Source organism: Pseudomonas sp. AC247, assembly GCF_979258015.1.
This window is the reverse complement of record NZ_OZ409829.1, coordinates 3,845,438-3,866,330: the sequence shown is the minus strand read 5'-3', so window position 1 is coordinate 3,866,330 and position 20,893 is coordinate 3,845,438. Positions and strand designations below refer to the sequence as shown.

The following is a 20,893-nucleotide window of genomic DNA, read 5'->3' as shown; positions in this document are numbered from 1 at the left end:
ACAATCAGCTAAGCACAATCAGGGAAACACGGAAGATGAGTCACCCCTCACAGTTCAACCTGCTGCGCACTCGGCGCTTCCTGCCATTTTTCATTACGCAGTCGCTCGGTGCGTTTAACGACAACGTGTTTAAACAGTCGCTGATCCTGGCGATTCTTTATCGGCTGGCCATCGAGGGTGATCGTTCGATCTGGGTCAACCTGTGTGCGTTGCTGTTTATCCTGCCGTTTTTCCTGTTCTCGGCGCTGGCCGGGCAATTCGGCGAAAAGTTCGCCAAGGACGCGTTGATCCGGGTCATCAAGCTTGCGGAGATCGCCATCATGGCGATCGGCTCCGTCGGTTTCCTCTTCGATCATCTGTCGTTGATGCTGGTGGCGCTCTTCGCCATGGGCACGCACTCGGCGCTGTTCGGGCCGGTGAAGTATTCGATCCTGCCGCAGGCATTGCGCGAGGATGAGCTGGTCGGTGGCAATGGTCTGGTGGAGATGGGCACGTTTCTGGCAATCCTCGCCGGCACCATCGGCGCCGGGGTCATCATGTCCTCCACGCACTATGCGCCACTGGTTTCCGGTGCCATCGTCGGCATTGCAGTGCTCGGTTACCTGGCCAGTCGCAGCATTCCGCGCGCGGCAGCGGCGACCCCGGAAATGCGCCTGAACTGGAACATTTTCAGTCAATCGTGGGCCACGCTGAAACTTGGCCTGGGCCAGACGCCCGCGGTGTCGCGCTCGATTGTCGGCAACTCGTGGTTCTGGTTTGTCGGGGCGATTTACCTGACGCAGATCCCGGCGTATGCCAAGGAGTGGATGCACGGCGATGAAACCGTGGTCACCTTGATTCTGACGGTGTTCTCGGTGGGTATCGCCCTCGGTTCGATGCTCTGCGAGAAGCTTTCCGGGCGTAAGGTCGAGATCGGTCTGGTGCCGTTTGGCTCGTTCGGCCTGACGGTGTTCGGCTTGTTGCTGTGGTGGCATTCCGGCGGTATTCCGGACAGCGTCACTGGCCACAGCTGGACCGAAGTGCTGGGCTTTGTGCACACCTGGGCGGTGCTGATCGACATTCTCGGCCTCGGCATTTTCGGCGGCTTCTATATTGTGCCGCTGTACGCGCTGATCCAGTCGCGCACCGCCGAGAACGAGCGGGCGCGGGTGATTGCCGCCAACAACATTCTCAACGCACTGTTTATGGTGGTGTCGGCCATTGTTTCGATCGTGCTGTTGAGCGTGGTCAAACTGTCGATCCCGCAGCTGTTCCTAGTGGTCTCGCTGCTCAACATCGGCGTCAACGCCTACATCTTCAAGATCGTCCCCGAGTTCAGTATGCGTTTCATGATCTGGCTGCTCAGCCATTCCATGTACCGCGTCGAGCATCGCAACCTTGAAGCTATTCCTGATGAGGGCGCGGCGCTGCTGGTGTGCAACCACGTTTCCTTCGTCGATGCCTTGTTGATTGGCGGCGCGGTGCGTCGGCCGATTCGCTTTGTCATGTACTACAAAATCTACAATCTGCCGGTGCTGAACTTTATCTTTCGCACAGCGGGGACTATTCCTATCGCGGGGCGGCAGGAAGACATCCAGATCTACGAAAAGGCTTTCACCCGGATTGCTCAATACCTGAAGGACGGTGAGCTGGTGTGCATCTTCCCGGAAGGCAAGTTGACCGCAGATGGCGAGATCAATGAGTTCAAGGGTGGGCTGACGCGGATTCTCGAAGAGACGCCGGTGCCGGTGATTCCGCTGGCATTGCAGGGGCTGTGGGGGAGCTTCTTCAGCCGCGATCCGAACAAGGGCTTTTTCCACCGGTTGTGGTCGCGGGTGACGTTGGTGGCGGGCGCGCCGGTGGATGTTGGCGCGGCTGAGCCGGCGAAGTTGCAGGGGCTGGTCGGCGAATTGCGTGGGGCAGTTAGATAGTCGGTGACTGTGTGGGCCTCATCGCGAGCAGGCTCACTCCTACATTTGAAACGCGTTCCCCTGTAGGAGTGAGCCTGCTCGCGATAGCGGTAGAGGCCTAGGCGCTGACCTTAAGCCCGATCAACCCGGTAATGATCAACGCCACACTGGCCAGCCGAATCAACGCCATCGACTCGCCAAACAGGATGATCCCGGCAATCACCGTGCCCACGGCACCGACGCCGGTCCAGATCGCATACGCCGTGCCCAAAGGCAATTCCTTCATCGCAAGGCCAAGCAAGCCAAGGCTGATGGCCATGGCCGCAACGGTCAATGCAGTAGGAAGTGGACGGCTGAAACCGTCGGTGTATTTCAGGCCGACGGCCCAGCCGACTTCGAACAGGCCGGCGAAAAACAGAATGATCCAGGACATGAAAGACCTCCATCGATTGACGGGGTCGTCCCCAGATTAATGACTCGATCGAGCCGCAGGGTCGTCCCCGCGTTGCGCAACAGTTTGACCAGCATTAATCCGGGGATCAAGTTTGCCCTCAGTCGGCGGCTTGTTGCGCCAGCGCTTCGCGGTCTTCCTTCTCACTCATGCGGCGGAAGTACGTCGAGAGCAACGCTCCGGAAATGTTGTGCCAGACGCTGAACAGCGCACTCGGCACTGCCGCCAATGGCGAGAAATGCGCACTGGCCAACGCGGCGCCCAATCCCGAATTCTGCATGCCGACTTCCAGCGCCAGCGATTTGCGTTGAGCCAATGGCAGTTTGAACAGCCGGCCGGTGAAGTAACCCAGCAGATAACCGAAGCTGTTGTGCAGCATCACCACGGCCATGATCAACAGGCCGGATTCGGCGATTTTTGCTTGGCTGGCCGCGACCACAGCGGTCACGATAATCACGATGCTGACCACCGACACCAGCGGCAACACGTCCACGGCATGACGAACCTTGTCGCCGAGCAGGCGTTGGGCAACCACGCCGAGAATGATCGGCAGCAGCACCACTTGCAGGATTGACCAGAACAGCTCCATGAACGACACCGGCAACCACGCCGAAGCCAGCAGCCAGATCAGCGCCGGGGTCAACAGCGGGGCGAGGAGGGTGGTGACGGCGGCGATGGCCACCGACAACGCCAGATCGCCGCGCGCCAGCCAGGTCATCACGTTGGAGGAGGTGCCGCTTGGGCAGCAGCCGACCAGAATCACCCCGACGGCGATTTCCGGCGGCAGGTGAAACACTTGGCAAAGCAACCACGCCACACCGGGCATGATCACGAAATGGGCAACCACGCCCAGCGCCACACGCCATGGATGGCGGGCAACGGCAGCGAAGTCGTCGAGTTTGAGGGTCAGGCCCATACCGAACATCACCAGCCCGAGCAGCGGCACGATCGCGCTTTTCAGGCTGAGGAACCATGTCGGTTGCAGGAACGCGATGACCGCGAAAATCAGAACCCAGTAAGCGAAGGTATTGCCGACAAAGCGGCTGAGTGCAGCCAGTGCGCGCATGGCTTGTTCCTTATTATTGGTTACACCAAAAAACACTGTGGGAGCTGGCTTGCCAGCGATGGCGGCGTGTCAGACTCCATATAAGCCATCTGTAACACCGCTATCGCTGGCAAGCCAGCTCCCACATTTGAACCGGTTCCTTCATCAGGAACTGGTTGGCGTTAGATCCCCTGCGGAGTCTCTTCCCCACCCAACGCTTCCACCAGCGCCGGCAGGAAGTCGCCGAACGTCAGCATCATCAGCGTGAAGCTGGCATCCAGTTGCCCCAACGCTTCATCGCCGCCGTCCTGTTCCGCCTGATCCTGCAACAGGTCTTCGAACTTCAGGCGCTTGACGGTCATCTTGTCATCAAGCATGAACGACAGCTTGTCCTGCCAGGCCAGCGACAATTGAGTCACGACTTTGCCAGTGCTCAGGTGCAGCTGGATTTCTTCGCTGGTCAGATCCTGACGCTTGCAACGCACAATACCGCCGTCTTCGTGGGTGTCGCGCAGTTCGCACTCGTCCAGTACATAGAAGTCGTCGGCGGCTTTTTGCGTGGTGACCCATTCGGTCATGGTCGCGGTTGGCGACATTTTCACGGTCAGCGGGCGGACGGGCAGGGTGCCGATTACTTCGCGCAGGGTCGACAGCAGGTCTTCGGCGCGTTTCGGGCTGGCCGAGTTGACCAGGATAAGGCCCTGTTTCGGCGCGATGGCGGCGAAGGTCGACGAGCGACGGATAAACGCGCGCGGCAGGAACGCCTGGATGATTTCATCCTTGATCTGATCGCGTTCCTTTTTATAGACCTTGCGCATTTGCTCGGCTTCGATCTCTTCGACCTTTTCCTTTACAGCATCGCGCACGACGCTGCCCGGCAGGATGCGTTCTTCTTTGCGCGCGGAAATCAGCAGGAAGTCACCGCTGACATGCACCAGTGGAGCATCTTCGCCTTTGCCGAACGGCGCGACGAAACCGTAGGTGGTCAACTCCTGGCTTGCACATGGACGCGCCAGTTTGGTGGCCAGTGCAGTTTCCAGCGCCTCGGCATCGACAGGCAGGTCTTGGGTCAGGCGATAGATAAGCAGGTTTTTGAACCACATGGGGTGAGTCTCTCCTTTATACAAAGGGGGGCATTATTGTCTTCGCCGTCTAATAGGCCAACCCTTCTCTAAGCCTTTGGAAGGCCTGAGAAAATTATTTAAAAAAGTGCTTGCCAGAGGTTGGGTCGCTCCGTAGAATGCGCGCCACACCGAAGCGAAGGGTGATTAGCTCAGCTGGGAGAGCGTCTGCCTTACAAGCAGAATGTCGGCGGTTCGATCCCGTCATCACCCACCATTCGTTTCAAGTGTTTAGCGCAGCGGTAGTTCAGTCGGTTAGAATACCGGCCTGTCACGCCGGGGGTCGCGGGTTCGAGTCCCGTCCGCTGCGCCATATTCGGTAACCTGGACCACTGAACGCCAGGTCACCACGGAAAAACCCGCCAAAGCGGGTTTTTTTCTGCCTCAAGGTTTGTACAGTTGTACCCGCGGGATGTGTCGTTTTACCGGTTTTCGGATTTATTTGAAAAAAACTTCAATTAAATCAATACTTTACGAAAACTTGTGGCATAATGCGTCCCGTAACGAAGCGAAGGGTGATTAGCTCAGCTGGGAGAGCGTCTGCCTTACAAGCAGAATGTCGGCGGTTCGATCCCGTCATCACCCACCATTCGTTTCAAGCGTTTCGCGCAGCGGTAGTTCAGTCGGTTAGAATACCGGCCTGTCACGCCGGGGGTCGCGGGTTCGAGTCCCGTCCGCTGCGCCATATTCGGAATCTGGAACACTGAACGCCAGAGTCCACAGAAAGCCCGCCTAGTGCGGGCTTTTTGCTGTCTGGAGTTTATGAAATCTCAGATTTGATGCTGACCTGTGGCGAGGGGATTTATCCCCGTTGGCCTGCGCAGCAGGCCCAGATTTTAAAAGCGGGGGGGCGCTTCGCAGCCCAACGGGGATAAATCCCCTCGCCACAGGTTATGTGCATATTTTTTTAGTGCGCGGCATTCTGGCTGTGGCGATAGTCGCTCACCGCTTCATATACCGCTTTGCGCAAGCGGTTGATCCCGCCAATCGGCCGATGCGCTTCAATTCCGAACCACGGATTGAACGACAGGTTGTCGCACGCCAGATTCAGCGCCGGCGTATCGAAGTCCTGAGGCGGCAAAATGATCCGCGCCACGGTTTCGAATGGCGAGTCTTCCTCGCGCCATTCAATACTGGTGTCCTCGATCGGCATGTACTTGTGCGCATCCTGGCGCTGAATCTGCAGGACAAAACACGCCGGCACCCGATCCGCTGACAACTGCTGATTCAGAGCGCTACGCAGAAAATTCGGCAGATCGTGATTCTGTTTGGGCAACGTGTAGGCCGGGCAACTCTCCGGATCCGGCATCACCCGGAATTTCGCGTTGGCTTCACCGAATTTGTACGGCGATACCGAAAAGTAAGTGGTCTGCGTCGGGCTGTCCGGCGGTGGTGCCAGCGTTGCCAGCGCAATAAACAAATGACGGATCTGCCAGGTGCGCGGATCCCACCCCGGAAAAAACGCCGCGACCTTCTTTCCGTCAGCCTGCGCCGCCACATTCTGACGATACTCGGCGACATCGCTGACAAAGAAGTTCGCATGGCTGAACATCACGAAATCCTGTTCGCGGCGTTCCTCGCGATCCCCCAGCAACTGTTTACCCGGCACATCCAGCAATTTGATCGCCATGCCCCGAGCGTCGCGGATGCTGTCAAATTGCGGATAAGCGTTGCCATTCGACAGGCGAATCATCGCCTGCCAGGTTTTCCCCGGCTCACTGAACACGCCTTGGCGCAGCGATTGCGCGAGGTCCGGCAGCACGCGTACCTCAGCCCTCACACAACCATGCGCCTTGGCGTGTGCGTCGCGTAAATAACGCGTGCCTTCACGATGCTGATCGACGATGCGCACGGCGGTCTGGATCACATCTTGCGTCATTGCCGCCTCACCGGGCGGAATCTGCTCCAGCGCCGAAACCGGGCCGCGGTCATGCCAGGCAAACCAGGCCGTAGCGATCGCCCAGCCAAGCAGGCCAATGACGAGCAGGGTCAACAAGGTTTTGCCCAGCAAGCGCCCCAGCCACAACCAGATCCGGGCGAGCAAAGGCAGTTCTTTCTTGAATGTCGGCAGAATCATGGCAACTGCGCCTCCAGCGGGCCGCCCAGCACTTTCAGGTATTCGAGCAGCGCCCAGCGTTCCTCCGGCTGCAGCAGTCTGCCGATCACCCCGTTGCCACGCTCGCCGGCACGGAACTCATGCCCGCTGTTGTGGTTGCCGCTGATGCGCGTATCGAACAGAAAACCATTGGTAAATGCCTCGGTGCGATAGCCCAGATGCCGAGGGTCGTATTCGAAGTTGCCTTTATAGAAGGTGGTCGCTCGTTCATCCTGGGGCGAGAGCAATTGATAAAGGCTCGGCACCGACCCGTTGTGCAAAAACGGCGCGGTCGCCCAAATGCCAGCCAATGGCCGGGCTTTGTAAGCGACTTTTTCGCGAACGCCGATGGGCAAACCGAATCCGTCGAGGCCAGGCTTTTCCTGCGGTGTGACTTTGGCTTCGCGATAGGCGCGGTTTTCGACGAATGCGGTGACATACGCCAGGCCTTTAGCGACCGATAATTGGCTGAGATCCAGCGGTTCCTTGGGCGTTGGATGCAACTTCACATCCATTTTTTCCAGTTCGTTCAAGTCCCATTGCAGCGCGGAGAGGTCGAAGCGGTGGCTGGCAATGTTGTTGGCCGCGTTAGGATCAGTGCCGATGACGTCCAACGGCAGCGTGTGCAAATGTTGCACCCAGCGTCCGCCTTCCTCGGTTTTGCGCGGCACGTGGCAGCCCGCGCAGTTCTCGGCGAACAACGTACGACCTTTGCTGGCTAACGTCTTGTCCACGGCGCCAAAAACGTCTTCCGGCCACGCGGGTGGCTGAAGTTTTTGCAGGGTCTGCTCAATCGTGTGCAGATCACGCACGCGGACGCTGGAGGGATAACGTGCTTCGCCTTGCAGCGGTTGGCCATTGGCATCGAAGAAATTCAAGGTGGCGCCGACACCCAGCGCCTCGCCGACATTGCGCGCCATTGGCTGCTGTGCCGAACCGTTCCACTGCACCCAGTCGAACGTCCACATGTCCCACAACTGCGGGTAATCCACTGGCGCGTTGGCCACGCGATAGTTGGCGGGGGAGATCGCATCGCCAAACGTCGCGTTGGCAATTCGCCCGAACGCATCGGTACGGCCCGGGCCTTCTTCGGTCGGGTAGAGGCCGCGATGGGTGTCGTTCCAGGCGACTTTGAGGAAAGTATCGAGCGATTGTTTAAAGTCGTTGCGCAGTTGTTGATGGCGCGCGTCGTATGCATCGCCCAGCACCTGGCGGGCGAAGCGTTCGAATTTCCATGGGTTGTAATAAGTCGAGGTCAGACTGGCGACCAAGGCCTGTCCGAAACTGCCGCCACGTAGTGTAGGAACGCTGGACGGCAACACATGCTGCGCTGTCCCGCCGTCGATGCGCACGGCCTGACCTTTGAAACGCAGTTCGCCGGCGTGGCAAGCGGCGCAAGTTATGTCCAGATATTGCTCGGAACTGCCGGGATTTTGATGCCGGGCAAAGCCCACAGGCAGGTTGCCGGGGTTGTTCGGCGTGGCTTTCTGTTGCGGATCAATCAGAAAGCCGAAACGGGCCAGGTAATCGGGCGCGGCGAAACGTTGCTCGGAGAAGGGCAGTTCCAGTGCCTGGAACCACTCATAGCGCAGACCTTTGACCTGAGTGCCTTGGGGGGTGAAATAGTAGATCTGCCGTTCTGCTTCCGACCATTGGTTCAGGTAATGCACCTGTTCGGCGGGGGTATAGAAGGGCAGTTTCGGGTTGACGATGTAATACAGCACTACCGCCAGGACGATTCCCAACAGTACGACGATCAAAGCCAGAACACGGAATAAGAGGCGCAAGTTAAACATCCTTGTCGAATTGTTGCGCTGTTATGCCTGAGCCAAGCCTGATGCGGCAAGTGGCCATTACGTCAGATCGTGTACGAGGAAGATCAAGCCGCTGTCAGGGCAAGATGACAGAAGCTTCATCGTCGCTTTGCCCGAATGCGTTTTAATCCCTGAACTTATCGCCGCTTTACTGCTCTCATGCCGGTAGCCATTGGTCGTGGCGGCCTGATAAGCTCGCGGCTTTACTCGATTGCCCTTTCGGCGCATGAACAAGGAAATAGCATGAAACAGCATCGGTTGGCGGCGGCGGTTGCCCTGGTTAGCCTGGTCCTCGCGGGTTGTGATTCGCAGACCAGCGTAGAGCTGAAAACCCCGGCGCAAAAAGCTTCCTACGGTATCGGCCTGAACATGGGCAAGAGCCTTGCTCAGGAAGGCATGGATGATCTGGACTCCAAAGCGGTAGCCCAGGGCATCGAAGATGCCGTCGGCAAGAAAGAACAGAAGCTGAAAGACGAAGAACTGGTCGAAGCCTTCGCCGCGCTGCAAAAGCGTGCTGAAGAGCGCATGGCCAAGATGAGCGAAGAGTCGGCAGCTGCCGGCAAGAAATTCCTCGAAGAAAACGGCAAGAAAGCAGGTGTAACGACCACCGCTTCCGGCCTGCAGTACGAAGTGGTCAAGAAAGCCGATGGCCCACAGCCTAAGCCTACCGACGTAGTGACTGTTCACTACACCGGCAAGCTGACCAACGGCACCGTATTCGACAGCTCTGTCGAGCGCGGCAGCCCGATCGATCTGCCGGTGAGCGGCGTGATCCCGGGTTGGGTTGAAGGTCTGCAACTGATGCACGTTGGCGAGAAGTACAAACTGTACATCCCTAGCGATCTGGCTTACGGCGCGCAATCGCCAAGCCCGGCAATCCCGGCCAACTCGGTTCTGGTTTTCGACCTGGAATTGCTGGCCATCAAGGATCCAGCCAAAGAAGACGCCGCTGCTGCCAAGTAATCGGCCTCGGCTTCAACAACAACGCCTCGCTTAAGCGGGGCGTTGTTGCATCTGCACGTTGGCAAAGGTAAACAGAGCGAACGGATGCCGATCAGGGCAGTCATAGCTTTGAGACTGCCGGTGCTAGACGCACCAAGCCGCCAAGTCAATGAAATATTGGGGTTTTTTATGTGAGTAAAAAACGCCCGATCTGAGCGCAGCCCATATAAAACGGGGCTCTCAGCGCTGAAATGCAGCTCTGTTCACAAGGTTATCCACAATTTGTGTGGATAACATTTCAACGGGAGGAATAGATGAAAGCTCCGTGGAATTTCGCTCGATTCCTGCCCTTGGCCGGCCGCTTGCTGGCCCGTGGCCGTCTGCCGACCTTGCTGTTCGCCGTGGCCAGCAAAGGCGCCGCGCAGGGCAATCGCCTTGGCAAGCTCAAAGATGACCTGCGTCTGCTCCAGGCCTTGTGCCTGGCTTACTGGCGCGGCGAGTACCGCGCCATCAGTGGCAAAGCGCTGGTTTCGGTAGTGGCGGGGTTGATGTATTTCCTCAGCCCTGTCGATGCCATTCCGGATTTCATCCCGGTATTCGGCATGCTCGACGACATCGCCGTGCTCGCCTGGCTGATGAAAACCCTCGACGATGAACTCAATGCCTTCCGTCTCTGGCGCAACCGCCAGCAACCGGAGAAGCTCGCCGTGGTCGAACGGCTGCCCGATACCCCTGAACAACTTCAACTTCAGGGCCCGAAAAAGCCCTGATTGTTGTAGTCCCTTTTACAGATAGATACCCCCCGCGACCTTAGCCGCTGTTAGGATTACACTTCTAGGGAAAAGTGCCGACTCGCTAAGTGTTGTTGTCCTACGGGGTAGTCATGGATATTCAGATAATTGCACGCGATGGCGAACCCGAATATGCGGTTCTGCCTTGGGCTCAATATCAGGCTCTATTGAAAGCAGCAGGTATCAACGCAACACCGTCGCAGCCGGCCCCAGCGCCGCTCGCGGCAGCACCGGAGCCGATTCTTCCGGGTCTGGATCAACTACGCAGTTTGCGCGAAGGGAAGGGCATCGCCATCGAGGCGCTGGCCCGCACGGTAGGCATCAGCCCGTCTTATCTGGCCATGATTGAAAGTGGCGAGCGTCTGCCCGACGCCGCGATTCGCCGCAGCCTGGCCTGGGAACTGACGGTGCCAGGTTGGAGGGATGAATCGTGAGCGTACGCATCAGTCGTCAACATTGGGACGGATTGCTGGGGGAACTTGATCAGGCGCGCCGTCAGCGCCATCTTCTGACATACCGGGCGCTGCTGGAGCGTTTGCAACTGCCGACACCGGCGATGCAAACCCTGACCGCCGCGCTCGAGCATCTGGCAGCGCTGGATGCCAAGGCCGAACAGCCCTTGCGCAGTTCGCTGGTCATCAGTCAGGGCGCCAGTCGCCTGCCGCGCACCGGATTTTTTGAATGCGTTGAGCGCCTGGGGCGTTTTCCCGGGCCGTCCGACGGCGTCGCCGCAGCCTCGTGGCATGCCTCTGAAGTGGTCAGAGTCTTCGAATACGAGTACCCGGAATCGGCGGAGGCCTGAGTGTTTTTACGACTCAAGGCGCGGGCCGCTTACTGGCTGGCCCGCAGGCTGTTTCACTGGTCATGGTTCGTCCGCCAACCACGCGGCTGGCGCTGGCTGGAAGGGCAGTTCGCGCGCATGGCCAACCTTGGCGATGTCGACGCGCAAAGCTTCTATGGGCACATCCTGACATTTCGCGGCGTTGGTCTCGGCGCGCGTGAAGAGGGTGTGCGCTTGCTGCGTCTGGCAGCGCTGGCAGGTGATGGCAAAGCGGCTTATCAGGTCGGCGTCATTTGTCTGGCCGGCAGCCCGAGCAAGGCCCCTGACCCTGACGAAGCGGCACGCTGGTGGAGCATGGCCGCCAAGGCCGGGCATCCATTGGCCGAACACAAACTGCAAGCATTGAGCGCACGCGACGCTGCGCCATAAACCATTTGGTCTGTGTTTTTAAACGCGGCGTGAGGGAAACCTCACGCCGCGTTTGCGTTTTCGCGAGGCTGTTTATCTGTTGCCGACTTTTACAGATTAGTCCTACAGCCATCGCCTACTTGCCTGACTTCTTTCCTGATTGATCCCCCGCACAGTTCCCGCGCCTAATTTTTTTGCGCGAGGGAACGCTCATGCTCGACCGGATCAACCCGCCCATCCCGCACGCAGACGTGCACTGATGGAAGCCATCGCTCGTATCGAGCAAGAACTCGACAGCTTCCCGGAGACCCTCAGCCTCTATCGCGAACAGCTCAAGCACTGGGCCAGCCGCACGGCGGACCAGCTCAGCCAGGCGACGGATCTACCGTCGCTAATGGGCATGGAGCGGGTCATCCGCTTCGGTGACAGACGCACCGCTGTCAGCGTCGGCGACAACGATTTTTTCTCCAGCGTCTTCCAGTGCCCGCAGGGCGGGGAGATGGAGATCGAAAGCAAGTTCGAGTCGGTGTACGACATTGCGCTGGGCAACATCGTGGTCGATGTGGTCGCCGTGGAGAGCGGCGAGAGCACCCCAGTGACTCTTGATGAGCAAGGCAAGGGCACGTTCGTTGGAACGGTGGGCAAGTTCTATCGAGTGCATGTGCACAGCGAAGTGACGCCGGCTCAGGTCGACGACTTGTTCATCGCCTACGACGGCCTGACCGCCGAGCTGGATGGCTGGCTGCGCAGCGAGTGGCAAGGGTTCAAGCCACAGTGGTCGCAGTCGGTGGCGACGGCGGCGGGCAACGGCATGTTGGCCGGCAGTTGGGCGGCGATCGAAGGCGTCTGGGACAGCATTGCCATGCTCTCGGACATCCTCAAGGACCCCGGAGCGTTTGCCGAGCGGTTGGGTGAGGGGGCCGCGCAACTGAAGACGCTGGCAGAAACCGCTCCCGATCTCATGGAAAAGCTGCAGCTACTGGTCAGCGATGAAGCAGCACTGTGCCTGCTGTTACGCACCGCGAGCCTCTGGCTGGAAATGTTGCCCCCCGGTGACATCAGCGGCCAGACCGCTGAAGCGGTCTCGATGGTCGTGGTGCAGGTGTTGATCGATGTGCTGATTGGCGTGGTCTTGACGTTCGTCGGGGCGGGCGCGGGCATTGCCTATCTGACACTGCGCCTGGCGCAGCGCGCCGGGCAATTGTTGTCGGCCGTGATGCGTCTGGTGAAGGCGATGTTTGCCATCGTCGAAGGGTTCATCAAATACGTCGAAAAATACAAAACCGTTGCCGCTCGAGGCATTGCTGCCGGGGTGAAAAAAGGTCGCATGCAGTTGCGCTGGGATGCCCGGCGCAATACCTCGTTGAAGAAAGACAAGCCTCACGACGACGCGCCGGATCAGGCGAAAAATCCCAACGGTGACAGTGCTGACTGTGCGCTGGCGACCTGCACCAACGGTTGCCCGGTGTCGATGGTCACCGGCGAAGAGCTACTGACGCTGACTGATGGCGTGCTTGATGGACGATTGCCGTTCGAGTTCACCCGGTTGTACCGCTGCAGTGCAGTCGAGATCGATGTCGGGCTGGGGTTTGGCTGGAGCCATTCGCTGGCGCATCGGTTGCTGTTCGAAGGCGATGGGGTTGTCTGGGTTGACCATGAAAACCGCCGTACGCGGTTTCCGTTGCCGAGTGTTTCGCGTCCGGCGATTCACAACAGCCTGTCGCGGGCAGCGGTCTTTCTCGGGGATGAGCCCGAGGAATTGATCCTCGCCCTCGCCGGGGAAAAATCGCAGTTCTATCACTTTCGTGCCGGGCGGCTGACAGCCATCAGTGACGCGTACGACAACCGTCTGCGCATTGCCCGAGATCGTCAGGAGCGCATCAGCCGCCTCGACAATGGCGCGGGTCGGGCACTGCGCTTGCGCTACGACCGCGCGCAGTTGATTGCTGTCGACTACCAGAGCTTCCGCCCTGCGAAAAGTGTAGAGGAGGCCTGGCACACCGAGCAGACGCTGGTCAGCTACCGCTACGACGCGCTGCAGCGCTTGATCGAAGCCACCAACGCCGTCGGCGAAAGCGAACGCTACGACTACGACGACGCCCACGTGATCCTGCAGCGGCAACTGAGCGGCGGCGCGAGTTTCTTCTGGGAATGGGAACGCGCCGGTAAGGCCGCCCGTTGCGTGCGCCACTGGGCATCGTTTTCGCAGATGAATACGCGGTACGTCTGGGATGAGGACGGCAGTGTCACGGTGCATTACGTCGATGGCACCGAAGAAGTGTACGTCCACGACGACCATGCGCGGCTGGTGCGCAAGGTCGAGGCCAACGGTGGCGAACACCTCAAGGCCTACGACGACTCAGGGCGTCTGGTGGCCGAGCAGGATCCGCTCGGCGCTGTCACTGAATATCGCTACGACGAAATCGGACGGCTGATTGCGCTGATTCCGCCGGAGGACGCGCCCACTTCCTACGAATATCGCAACGGTTTCCTGCACAAGCGTTCCCGAGGCGACGCGACCTGGACTTACCGGCGCAATGCCGAGGGTGATGTCACCGAAGCGGTCGACCCTGACGGTCAGGTCACCCATTATTACTACGACACGCACGGACAACTGCTGTCGATCCGCTACCCGGACGCCAGTCGGCATCGCTGGATCTGGAATGACCTTGGCCAGTTGACCGAGGAAACGTTGCCTGAGGGTGGCGTACGACGCTTTTCCTACGATGCGCAGGGACGGCGGACGACTGTTGTTGACGAACACGGTGCGGTGACCCGTCAGCAGTGGGACGCCGTTGGCCGACTGGCGCAGACAACATTTCCCACAGGCGCGACTCGCGCCTACAGCTACGGCGCCTACGGCCAGGTTACTGCCGAGCGTGATGAACTCGGCCGCATCACCCGTTATGAATACGACGACGATCTGCATCTGGTTTCGCGGCGGATCAACCCCGACGGCACGCGGGTGCAGTACCGCTACGACCATGCGCAACTGCTGCTCACCGAGATCGAAAACGAGTCCGGTGAAAAATACCTGCTGGACTACACGCCAACCGGATTGATCCGACAGGAAACCGGCTTTGACGGCCAACGTACCGCGTATGCCTATGACCTCAACGGGCACCTGCTGGAGAAGACCGAGTTTGGCGACGACGGCTCACAGTTAGTCACGGCCTATAAACGCGATGCTGCCGGGCGTCTTCTGGTCAAAACCCTGCCCGATGGGATCATGGTCAGCTACCAATACGACCGCCTCGGCCGTTTGATCGGCGTCGATGACGGCCAGAACCATCCGCTGGCTTTCGAGTACGACCGTCAGGATCGGCTGATTACCGAGCACCAAGGCTGGGGCACGTTTCGGTATGCCTATGACGCCTGCGGTCAGCTCAAACAACTGCGCCTGCCGGACAACAGCAAGCTCGACTACCGCTACACCAAGGGCGGCGCGCTGAGCGGTATCGACCTCAACGGCGCGCAACTGACCACGCACACCTTCCAGTCGGGACGCGAACAGCAGCGTCAGCAAGGCCTGTTGCTCAGCGAATATTCCTACGACGATCAGGGCCGATTGCTGGCCCATACCGTAGGCCATGAACACCAGTCACTGTATCGGCGCGACTATGCCTACAGCGCCAACGGCAACCTTGAACACATCGCCGACACCCGCCATGGCCAGCGCACCTACGGTTACGACGCCCTCGACCGCCTGATCCGCGTCCGGCATTCGCGCGACGAACTGCCGGAAAGCTTCGCCCACGACCCGGCCGGCAACCTGCTGACACAGGATGGCACCGGCCCGAGCCGGATCAAAGGCAACCGCCTGCTGATGCAGGGCGACCGCCACTACGACTACGACGCCTTCGGCAACCTGATCCGCGAACGCCGTGGCAGCGCGCACAAACTGGTCACCGAATACCGCTACGACTGCCAGCACCGCCTGATCGGCCTGACCCGCCCGGACGGCAAAAACGCGTCCTACCAATACGATGCCTTCGGCCGCCGCATCCGCAAAACCGTCGACGGCGTCACCACCGAGTTCTTCTGGCAAGGCGACCACCTCGTCGCCGAAAGCAGCCTCAACGAATACCGCAGCTACGTCTACGAACCCGGCACCTTCCGCCCGCTGGCCATGCTCGACGGCAAAGGCCCGAAAAAGGCCTGCCCGTTTTATTACCAACTCGATCACCTCGGTACGCCGCTGGAGCTGACCGATTACAGCGGGGAAATCGTTTGGTCGGCGCAGTACGACGCGTACGGCAAGGTTGCGGCGCTGACCTTGGCGGCTGAGGACTACCTCGATCAACCGTTGCGGTTTCAGGGGCAGTATTTCGATGGGGAAAGTGGGCTGCATTACAACCGGCACCGGTACTACGACCCGAGGTTGGGCCGGTATCTGACGCCGGATCCGGTGAAGCTGGCGGGTGGGATTAATCAGTATCAGTACACGCCGAATCCGACGGGGTGGGTGGATCCGTTGGGGTTGAGTTCCAATTGTCCTCCGCCGAATAGGCCGGGTTGTGCGGTGCCGGGTGGGACTGGTGGGGCTAAGGTTGATGAGGGTGAGCCAGCGCTGCCGAAGATGACGGCGCAGGAGCGTAGAGCGAGGATTGATGAACTAGCCGAGGAAAATGCAAAGCGGCGTGTTAGTGAGTATGAAAAAATTTATGACATGCACACTGTGAAAAAACATAGTTCGGAAATTTCTGATCCAGCTCTCAAACAGCGAGCGATCAATGGAGCGGATCCTCATACCGGTGAGGTCCCGAAAGGTGCCAAAGGTAATCCAAGCTCTCAGTTTCATAGCTGGCGCATGCATTTGGGGGCCTTGAATAAAGCGATGACGAAGGATAAAAACGGTTTGATTAGGCATACAGGAAAGGATCAGAAGAAAAATCCAATAGTTAGGTTGGAACTGCCGGGAGCTGGGCGCGGTTACAGACCCAATAAAAAAGATGCACAAAATCCGGGGCTTAATGAGGATATGAACTGGTTTGAGGTTAAATTCGACAAAATGAATACACAGGAGCCTTTCACAGGCTTCCCTGCGGAGGGGAAATGATGCTGAAAGACCCATTTTTAAATGAAGGTTTTGAACCTGACTTGATGTGGTTTGTTGGGGTATTTGATGTTTATGATAGAGAGGAGTCCAAGGGTGTAGAACTTGAGGCTTATGATCCGAATGATCAGGCTGATAGAAATATGCTAATAAGGAAGTATTGCTTGAATCAGCCTTATCTCTCACATAGGCATAAACTGGCTCTCATTGAAAATTTAGAGGTGGTGCTTAAGGACCAAAGCTTCGATTTTCAAGCTATATTTGAAATAGATGAATGCGAGACAAACAGTTGGCCGCGTGAGGAATGGTATTCATTAGAAAGTCCACGTAGGTTTTTTCAAGATGTCTATCAACTAGCGACAGAAATCTGGAAAGAGGATCTGTTGATGGCAGCTAATGAGGATAAGTCGGCTTGGTAAACTAAAAATTAAGTTAACGTTGGCCTATTAGTTTCGATGGGTGTAGCTCGGCAGCGGTAAGACTATCAATCACATGCACGCTATACCCCGGAACATTCTTCGCATGATGCTTCGCCTGCGAGGCCATCTCCGCGAGTTGACTAGCATCAAGGTGCGCGCAAGCTTCTGGGTGCAGATGAACGACACCAATGGACAGTGACAACAGCGGAAACTCCTGCCGCACTCCCTGACGATTCGGCGCAATAAAGCATCCAGCCTCAAGGTGTTCAGGCCGATAGAAGCGGCGACATTGGCTCTGGAAATCGTCGAGCAATTGATTGAGGCGTTTGCGCCAGTCTTCGGGGCCGAGGACTAACAGGAAGTCATCGCCGCCAATGTGGCCAACGAAATCGCGCGTGGGATCGACACGTTCGTTGAGACATTGCGCCAGACACAACAACACTTCATCGCCGCGACCGTAGCCGTAGATGTCGTTGAAAGGCTTGAAGCTATCGATGTCGACATAGCAAATCACCGACTCGCGCCCCTGCTGCAGCAGTCGCGTCAGGCATTGCTGAATCGGCACATTACCCGGCAACAAGGTCAACGGATTAGCGTAGCGCGCCTGTTGAATTTTCAGTTCGGTGATGAGTTTGAGCACGTCGATCACCCGGCCGAGACCGAGATAGCCACCGTTGAGGGTGATGATGAAGTCTTCCTCAATACGTTGCCGAGCGCGGCTGGTGATGAGGCGGCTGACCTGTTGCAGCGACTGGCTCATTTCCACCGCGAGGAAATCGTCGTTCATCAGGCGACTGATCGGTTTGCGCGCGAACAGATCGGTGGCGAAGGGTTTGAGCAGGGCGTCCGACAATGAGTGGCGGTGGACGATGCCGCAAGGCTGACCTTGTTTGTCGAGCACGGCCAACGAGTTGAGGTTGGCCTGGCGGCGGAAGGCTTCCAGCACCGTGGCGGTCGGTGTGTCGCGATGCACGGCCGGTTGGTCGTTGAGCAGGGCACTGAGGTCGCTGCCTTCGTCGTTCAGCGCAACGCTGCTGCTGTCGTGTTTGGGCATCAAGGCGCGGGCATCGCGCGGTGGGTGTTCCTGCGGGCGACCGAGCAGATAGCCCTGCACCAGATCCACGCCCATTTCGGTGAGTACCGCGAGTTCTTCGGGCAGTTCGATGCCTTCGGCGATGACCTGAGCGCGCGAGGCTTTGGCGATTTGCAGGATCGAGCCGACGAATTCGCGCTTCAACGCATCCTGATGAATGCCGTCGATGAAATGCCGATCTATCTTCACGTAGTCCGGTCGCAGTTCCGACCACAGGCGCAAGCTCGAATAGCCGGCACCGAGATCATCCAGCGCAATGGAAAAACCCATGGCCCGATAGTGATGCAGCGCAGTTTGCAGCAGCTGAAAGTCGTCGATCGGCGTCTGTTCGGTCAGTTCGATGACGACCTGACTCGGTGGAATGCCGAAATCCTGCAACAGTTGCAGCGTGCGTCCCGGTTGATGGGCGGCTTCAAGCAGGGATTCTGGCGAGACGTTGAGAAACAGCTTGCCCGGCAATTGCTGTTCGTTGAAACGGCGGCAAGCGCTTTGCCGGCAGGCAATTTCCAGCTCGCTCAGGCGCCCGGCCTGACGCGCCACGGCGAACAGTGCGATGGGCGAGTGCAATGGGCTGTTGGAAGGGCCACGAGTGAGGGCTTCGTAGCCGAGGATGCGTCGTTCGGAGAGACTGATGATCGGCTGGAACAGGCTGTGCAATCCGCTTTGAGTCAGGATCGAGCTCAAGGCACTCAGCTGTTCGGTCGTGGTCATGGCAATCTCTGGCGATAAAAAAAGGACTGGGAGCGCTCTCGATGAAGAGAGTGGCTCCCAGTCCTTTATTGCACGACAGAATGATGACTGTTTGATGACGATCCGGGGATCGTCAGCATTAAATTGCCATCACCTTACTTCTTGGCCACCTGATTGCTCAGCTTCAGGTAATCCAGCAGCACACGCCCGGTTTCGCTCAGATAAGCATCGTCTTCTGGCTTGACCTTGTCCGGGTCGGCAGCCGCGAGGGCGTCTTCGTCTTCTTTCTTCAGCTCTTTGAGCGGCTCTTCGCCTTTGGCCTTGCGACGGATGTTTTCCATCGTCAGTTGCTTGGCGTCGATGTCGGCGTGCTGGGCACGGCGTTCGGCTTCGTTGAGGCTGACGGTTTTTTCTTCCATCAGTTTCTGCGCCAGAGCCAGCTTGTCACGGATGAACACGAACTCGGCATCTTTCGCGGTACGAGTGTCATGCTCGGACTTGAGCTGAGCCAGGTACGGCTTGAACGGATCGGCCGCCGGTTTGATCGCCGCGCGGATGGTGTCCCACGGCATGGCTTCCGGCAGAGCGCTTTCGCCAATTTCCTTGGTGTCGATCAGCGACGGGTAGTCGATGTCCGGCAACACGCCCTGATGCTGGGTGCTCTGACCGGAAACCCGGTAGAACTTGGCCAGTGTCAGTTTCAGTTCGCCATGGTTCAGCGGCTGAATGGTCTGCACGGTGCCTTTGCCGAAGGTCTGGCCACCGATGATCAGCGCGCGGTGGTAGTCCTGCATGGCGCCGGCAAAAATCTCCGAAGCCGAGGCGGACAAGCGGTTGACCAGCAGCGCCATCGGGCCTTTGTAGAACGCACCCGGGTTTTCATCTTCCAGCACGTCGACACGGCCGTCGGCATTACGCACGAGTACGGTCGGGCCCTTGTCGATGAATAGACTGGTCAACTCTGTGGCTTCCTGCAGGGAGCCGCCGCCGTTATTGCGCAGGTCGATGACCACGCCGTCGACTTTGTCTTTCTGCAGTTCGGTCAGCAGTTTCTTGACGTCGCGGGTGGTGCTCTTGTAGTCCGGATCACCGGCACGGAACGCCTTGAAGTCGAGGTAGAAGGCCGGAATCTCGATAACGCCGAGCTTGTAGTCCTTGCCGTCCTGTTTCAGGTTGAGGATGGACTTCTTCACGGCCTGGTCTTCGAGCTTCACCGCTTCACGGGTGATCGGCACGATCTTGGTGGTCTGGTCGTTCGGTGCATTGCTCGCCGGAATGACTTCCAGGCGCACCACGGTGCCTTTCGGCCCACGGATCAGCTTGACCACTTCGTCGAGACGCCAGCCGACCACGTCGACCATCTCTTTGTTGCCTTGGGCAACGCCGATGATCTTGTCGGCCGGGGCCACCTGCTTGGTCTTGTCGGCCGGGCCTGCCGGCACCAGACGCACGACTTTCACCTGGTCGTTATCGCTCTGCAACACGGCACCGATGCCCTCGAGGGACAGGCTCATGTTGATGTCGAAGTTTTCCGCGTTATCCGGCGACAGATAGTTGGTGTGCGGGTCGTACGACATGGCGAAGGTGTTGATGTACGCCTGGAAGATGTCTTCCGGACGGGTCTGATCCAGACGCGCCAACTGGTTCTTGTAGCGCTTGGTCAGGGTTTCCTGGATCTGCTTCGGCTCTTTGCCGGCGATCTTCATCCGCAGCACTTCGTCCTTGACGCGTTTGCGCCAGAGGTCATCGAGTTCTGCGGTGGATTTGAGCCAAGGGGCGTCCTTGCGATCGATCAGCAAAGTCTCCTTGGTGTTGAAGTCCATCTTGTCGACGCCTTTGTTCAGCTCGGCAAGGGCGAAGTCCAGACGCGCCTTGACGCGGTCCAGATAGCGCTTGTAGATGGTGAACCCGGCGTTGAGGTCGCCGCTTTTGAGGAAGTCGTCGAACTGGGTCTTCCACTTGTCGAATTCGGCGATGTCGCTGGCCATGAAATAGCTGCGCGACGGATCCAGCAGCTTGATGTAGCTGTCGTAGATGATCACCGAGCGCGCATCGTCGAGCGGCGGCTTGCTGTAGTGGTGACGCTTGAGCAACTCGACGACGTTCAGACTGGCGATGACTTCATCGCGATCAGGCTGCAACTTGTCCCAGCTGTTGGCTGCGAATGTACTGCCCGATACCGGCAACAGGCCGATACCGATGAAAAGAGCGAGGGCGGTGCTGGGGAGCAAATGCTTCATGCTGATTCGACGCGGGGACAATTGATAACGCATATTAGGCCGTCTTTGAAGTCGCCGG

15 protein-coding genes and 4 tRNA genes are annotated in these 20,893 nt (G+C 58.4%); 12 read left to right on the top strand and 7 right to left on the bottom strand.

The features are described 5' to 3' along the window. The first annotated feature begins 35 nt into the window (after positions 1-35). The gene (locus ACZZ0B_RS17410; RefSeq protein ID WP_158832886.1) at positions 36-1,910 is read left to right on the top strand and encodes an MFS transporter; all 1,875 of its coding nucleotides are present in this window, start codon (positions 36-38) and stop codon (positions 1,908-1,910) included. Between the two features lie 97 nt (positions 1,911-2,007). Here ACZZ0B_RS17410 and sugE read toward each other — a convergent pair whose 3' ends face one another. The 3 genes from sugE to rdgC all read right to left on the bottom strand — a co-directional run bounded on the left by sugE (position 2,008) and on the right by rdgC (position 4,488). Beyond that, on the bottom strand, positions 2,008-2,322 hold the full coding sequence (gene sugE / locus ACZZ0B_RS17405) for a quaternary ammonium compound efflux SMR transporter SugE (protein ID WP_008077894.1): 315 nt from the start codon (positions 2,320-2,322) through the stop codon (positions 2,008-2,010). 118 nt (positions 2,323-2,440) lie between these two features. Further along, complete coding sequence (locus ACZZ0B_RS17400) at positions 2,441-3,406, bottom strand: bile acid:sodium symporter family protein (RefSeq protein ID WP_008077893.1); 966 nt, start codon at positions 3,404-3,406, stop codon at positions 2,441-2,443. Positions 3,407-3,567: 161 nt separating this feature from the next. Then, positions 3,568-4,488, bottom strand: a complete 921-nt coding sequence (rdgC, locus tag ACZZ0B_RS17395; RefSeq protein ID WP_007919763.1) for a recombination-associated protein RdgC — start codon at positions 4,486-4,488, stop codon at positions 3,568-3,570. 159 nt (positions 4,489-4,647) lie between these two features. Between rdgC and ACZZ0B_RS17390 the strand changes: the two genes are divergently transcribed. The 4 genes from ACZZ0B_RS17390 to ACZZ0B_RS17375 all read left to right on the top strand — a co-directional run bounded on the left by ACZZ0B_RS17390 (position 4,648) and on the right by ACZZ0B_RS17375 (position 5,191). Then, positions 4,648-4,723, top strand: a tRNA-Val gene (locus ACZZ0B_RS17390). Between the two features lie 19 nt (positions 4,724-4,742). Continuing rightward, positions 4,743-4,819, top strand: a tRNA-Asp gene (locus ACZZ0B_RS17385). A gap of 200 nt (positions 4,820-5,019) precedes the next feature. Then, a tRNA-Val gene (locus ACZZ0B_RS17380) sits at positions 5,020-5,095 on the top strand. 19 nt (positions 5,096-5,114) lie between these two features. Further along, a tRNA-Asp gene (locus tag ACZZ0B_RS17375) sits at positions 5,115-5,191 on the top strand. Positions 5,192-5,413: 222 nt separating this feature from the next. Here ACZZ0B_RS17375 and ACZZ0B_RS17370 read toward each other — a convergent pair. Next, positions 5,414-6,583, bottom strand: a complete 1,170-nt coding sequence (locus tag ACZZ0B_RS17370) for a catalase family protein (RefSeq protein WP_463545861.1) — start codon at positions 6,581-6,583, stop codon at positions 5,414-5,416. Further along, on the bottom strand, positions 6,580-8,388 hold the full coding sequence (locus ACZZ0B_RS17365; protein WP_463545860.1) for a di-heme-cytochrome C peroxidase: 1,809 nt from the start codon (positions 8,386-8,388) through the stop codon (positions 6,580-6,582). Before ACZZ0B_RS17365 ends, ACZZ0B_RS17370 begins: the two co-directional genes overlap by 4 nt. A 270-nt stretch (positions 8,389-8,658) precedes the next feature. On the opposite strand from ACZZ0B_RS17365, the gene ACZZ0B_RS17360 reads away from it, so the two are divergent. The 7 genes from ACZZ0B_RS17360 to ACZZ0B_RS17330 all read left to right on the top strand — a co-directional run bounded on the left by ACZZ0B_RS17360 (position 8,659) and on the right by ACZZ0B_RS17330 (position 16,812). Further along, positions 8,659-9,378, top strand: a complete 720-nt coding sequence (locus tag ACZZ0B_RS17360) for an FKBP-type peptidyl-prolyl cis-trans isomerase (protein ID WP_103306955.1) — start codon at positions 8,659-8,661, stop codon at positions 9,376-9,378. A 293-nt stretch (positions 9,379-9,671) separates the two neighbouring features. After that, positions 9,672-10,127 (top strand): YkvA family protein, encoded by a 456-nt coding sequence (locus ACZZ0B_RS17355; RefSeq protein WP_077571749.1) that lies wholly within the window; start codon positions 9,672-9,674, stop codon positions 10,125-10,127. Between the two features lie 113 nt (positions 10,128-10,240). Continuing rightward, positions 10,241-10,582 (top strand): helix-turn-helix domain-containing protein, encoded by a 342-nt coding sequence (locus tag ACZZ0B_RS17350; protein WP_008077887.1) that lies wholly within the window; start codon positions 10,241-10,243, stop codon positions 10,580-10,582. Next, entirely contained in the window at positions 10,579-10,950 is a 372-nt protein-coding gene (locus ACZZ0B_RS17345) for a hypothetical protein (RefSeq protein ID WP_463545859.1), read from the top strand. Before ACZZ0B_RS17350 ends, ACZZ0B_RS17345 begins: the two co-directional genes overlap by 4 nt. After that, a complete protein-coding gene (locus tag ACZZ0B_RS17340; RefSeq protein WP_440095709.1) occupies positions 10,951-11,358 on the top strand; it encodes an SEL1-like repeat protein in 408 nt (135 codons plus the stop codon). 238 nt (positions 11,359-11,596) lie between these two features. Continuing rightward, on the top strand, positions 11,597-16,396 hold the full coding sequence (locus ACZZ0B_RS17335; protein ID WP_463545858.1) for an RHS repeat-associated core domain-containing protein: 4,800 nt from the start codon (positions 11,597-11,599) through the stop codon (positions 16,394-16,396). Next, on the top strand, positions 16,393-16,812 hold the full coding sequence (locus ACZZ0B_RS17330) for a hypothetical protein (protein WP_463545857.1): 420 nt from the start codon (positions 16,393-16,395) through the stop codon (positions 16,810-16,812). The genes ACZZ0B_RS17335 and ACZZ0B_RS17330 overlap by 4 nt, the downstream gene beginning before the upstream one ends. Positions 16,813-16,825: 13 nt before the next feature. Here the strand turns inward: ACZZ0B_RS17330 and ACZZ0B_RS17325 are convergent, their stop codons facing one another. Beyond that, positions 16,826-18,616 (bottom strand): bifunctional diguanylate cyclase/phosphodiesterase, encoded by a 1,791-nt coding sequence (locus ACZZ0B_RS17325; protein WP_463545856.1) that lies wholly within the window; start codon positions 18,614-18,616, stop codon positions 16,826-16,828. A 134-nt stretch (positions 18,617-18,750) separates the two neighbouring features. Next, positions 18,751-20,835: a carboxy terminal-processing peptidase gene (locus ACZZ0B_RS17320; RefSeq protein ID WP_008083718.1), complete on the bottom strand. Its 2,085-nt coding sequence runs from the start codon at positions 20,833-20,835 to the stop codon at positions 18,751-18,753. Between the last annotated feature and the right edge of the window lie 58 nt (positions 20,836-20,893).

What these genes read in the sequence shown, in the direction of transcription:
- ACZZ0B_RS17350 (WP_008077887.1), top strand. Translation starts at nt 10,241, where the DNA reads ATGGATATTCAGATAATTGCACGCGATGGCGAACCCGAATATGCGGTT.
- rdgC (WP_007919763.1), bottom strand. Translation starts at nt 4,488, where the DNA reads ATGTGGTTCAAAAACCTGCTTATCTATCGCCTGACCCAAGACCTGCCT.
- ACZZ0B_RS17360 (WP_103306955.1), top strand. Translation starts at nt 8,659, where the DNA reads ATGAAACAGCATCGGTTGGCGGCGGCGGTTGCCCTGGTTAGCCTGGTC.
- ACZZ0B_RS17320 (WP_008083718.1), bottom strand. Translation starts at nt 20,835, where the DNA reads ATGAAGCATTTGCTCCCCAGCACCGCCCTCGCTCTTTTCATCGGTATC.
- ACZZ0B_RS17330 (WP_463545857.1), top strand. Translation starts at nt 16,393, where the DNA reads ATGATGCTGAAAGACCCATTTTTAAATGAAGGTTTTGAACCTGACTTG.
- sugE (WP_008077894.1), bottom strand. Translation starts at nt 2,322, where the DNA reads ATGTCCTGGATCATTCTGTTTTTCGCCGGCCTGTTCGAAGTCGGCTGG.
- ACZZ0B_RS17370 (WP_463545861.1), bottom strand. Translation starts at nt 6,583, where the DNA reads ATGATTCTGCCGACATTCAAGAAAGAACTGCCTTTGCTCGCCCGGATC.
- ACZZ0B_RS17410 (WP_158832886.1), top strand. Translation starts at nt 36, where the DNA reads ATGAGTCACCCCTCACAGTTCAACCTGCTGCGCACTCGGCGCTTCCTG.
- ACZZ0B_RS17325 (WP_463545856.1), bottom strand. Translation starts at nt 18,616, where the DNA reads ATGACCACGACCGAACAGCTGAGTGCCTTGAGCTCGATCCTGACTCAA.
- ACZZ0B_RS17400 (WP_008077893.1), bottom strand. Translation starts at nt 3,406, where the DNA reads ATGCGCGCACTGGCTGCACTCAGCCGCTTTGTCGGCAATACCTTCGCT.
- ACZZ0B_RS17335 (WP_463545858.1), top strand. Translation starts at nt 11,597, where the DNA reads ATGGAAGCCATCGCTCGTATCGAGCAAGAACTCGACAGCTTCCCGGAG.
- ACZZ0B_RS17355 (WP_077571749.1), top strand. Translation starts at nt 9,672, where the DNA reads ATGAAAGCTCCGTGGAATTTCGCTCGATTCCTGCCCTTGGCCGGCCGC.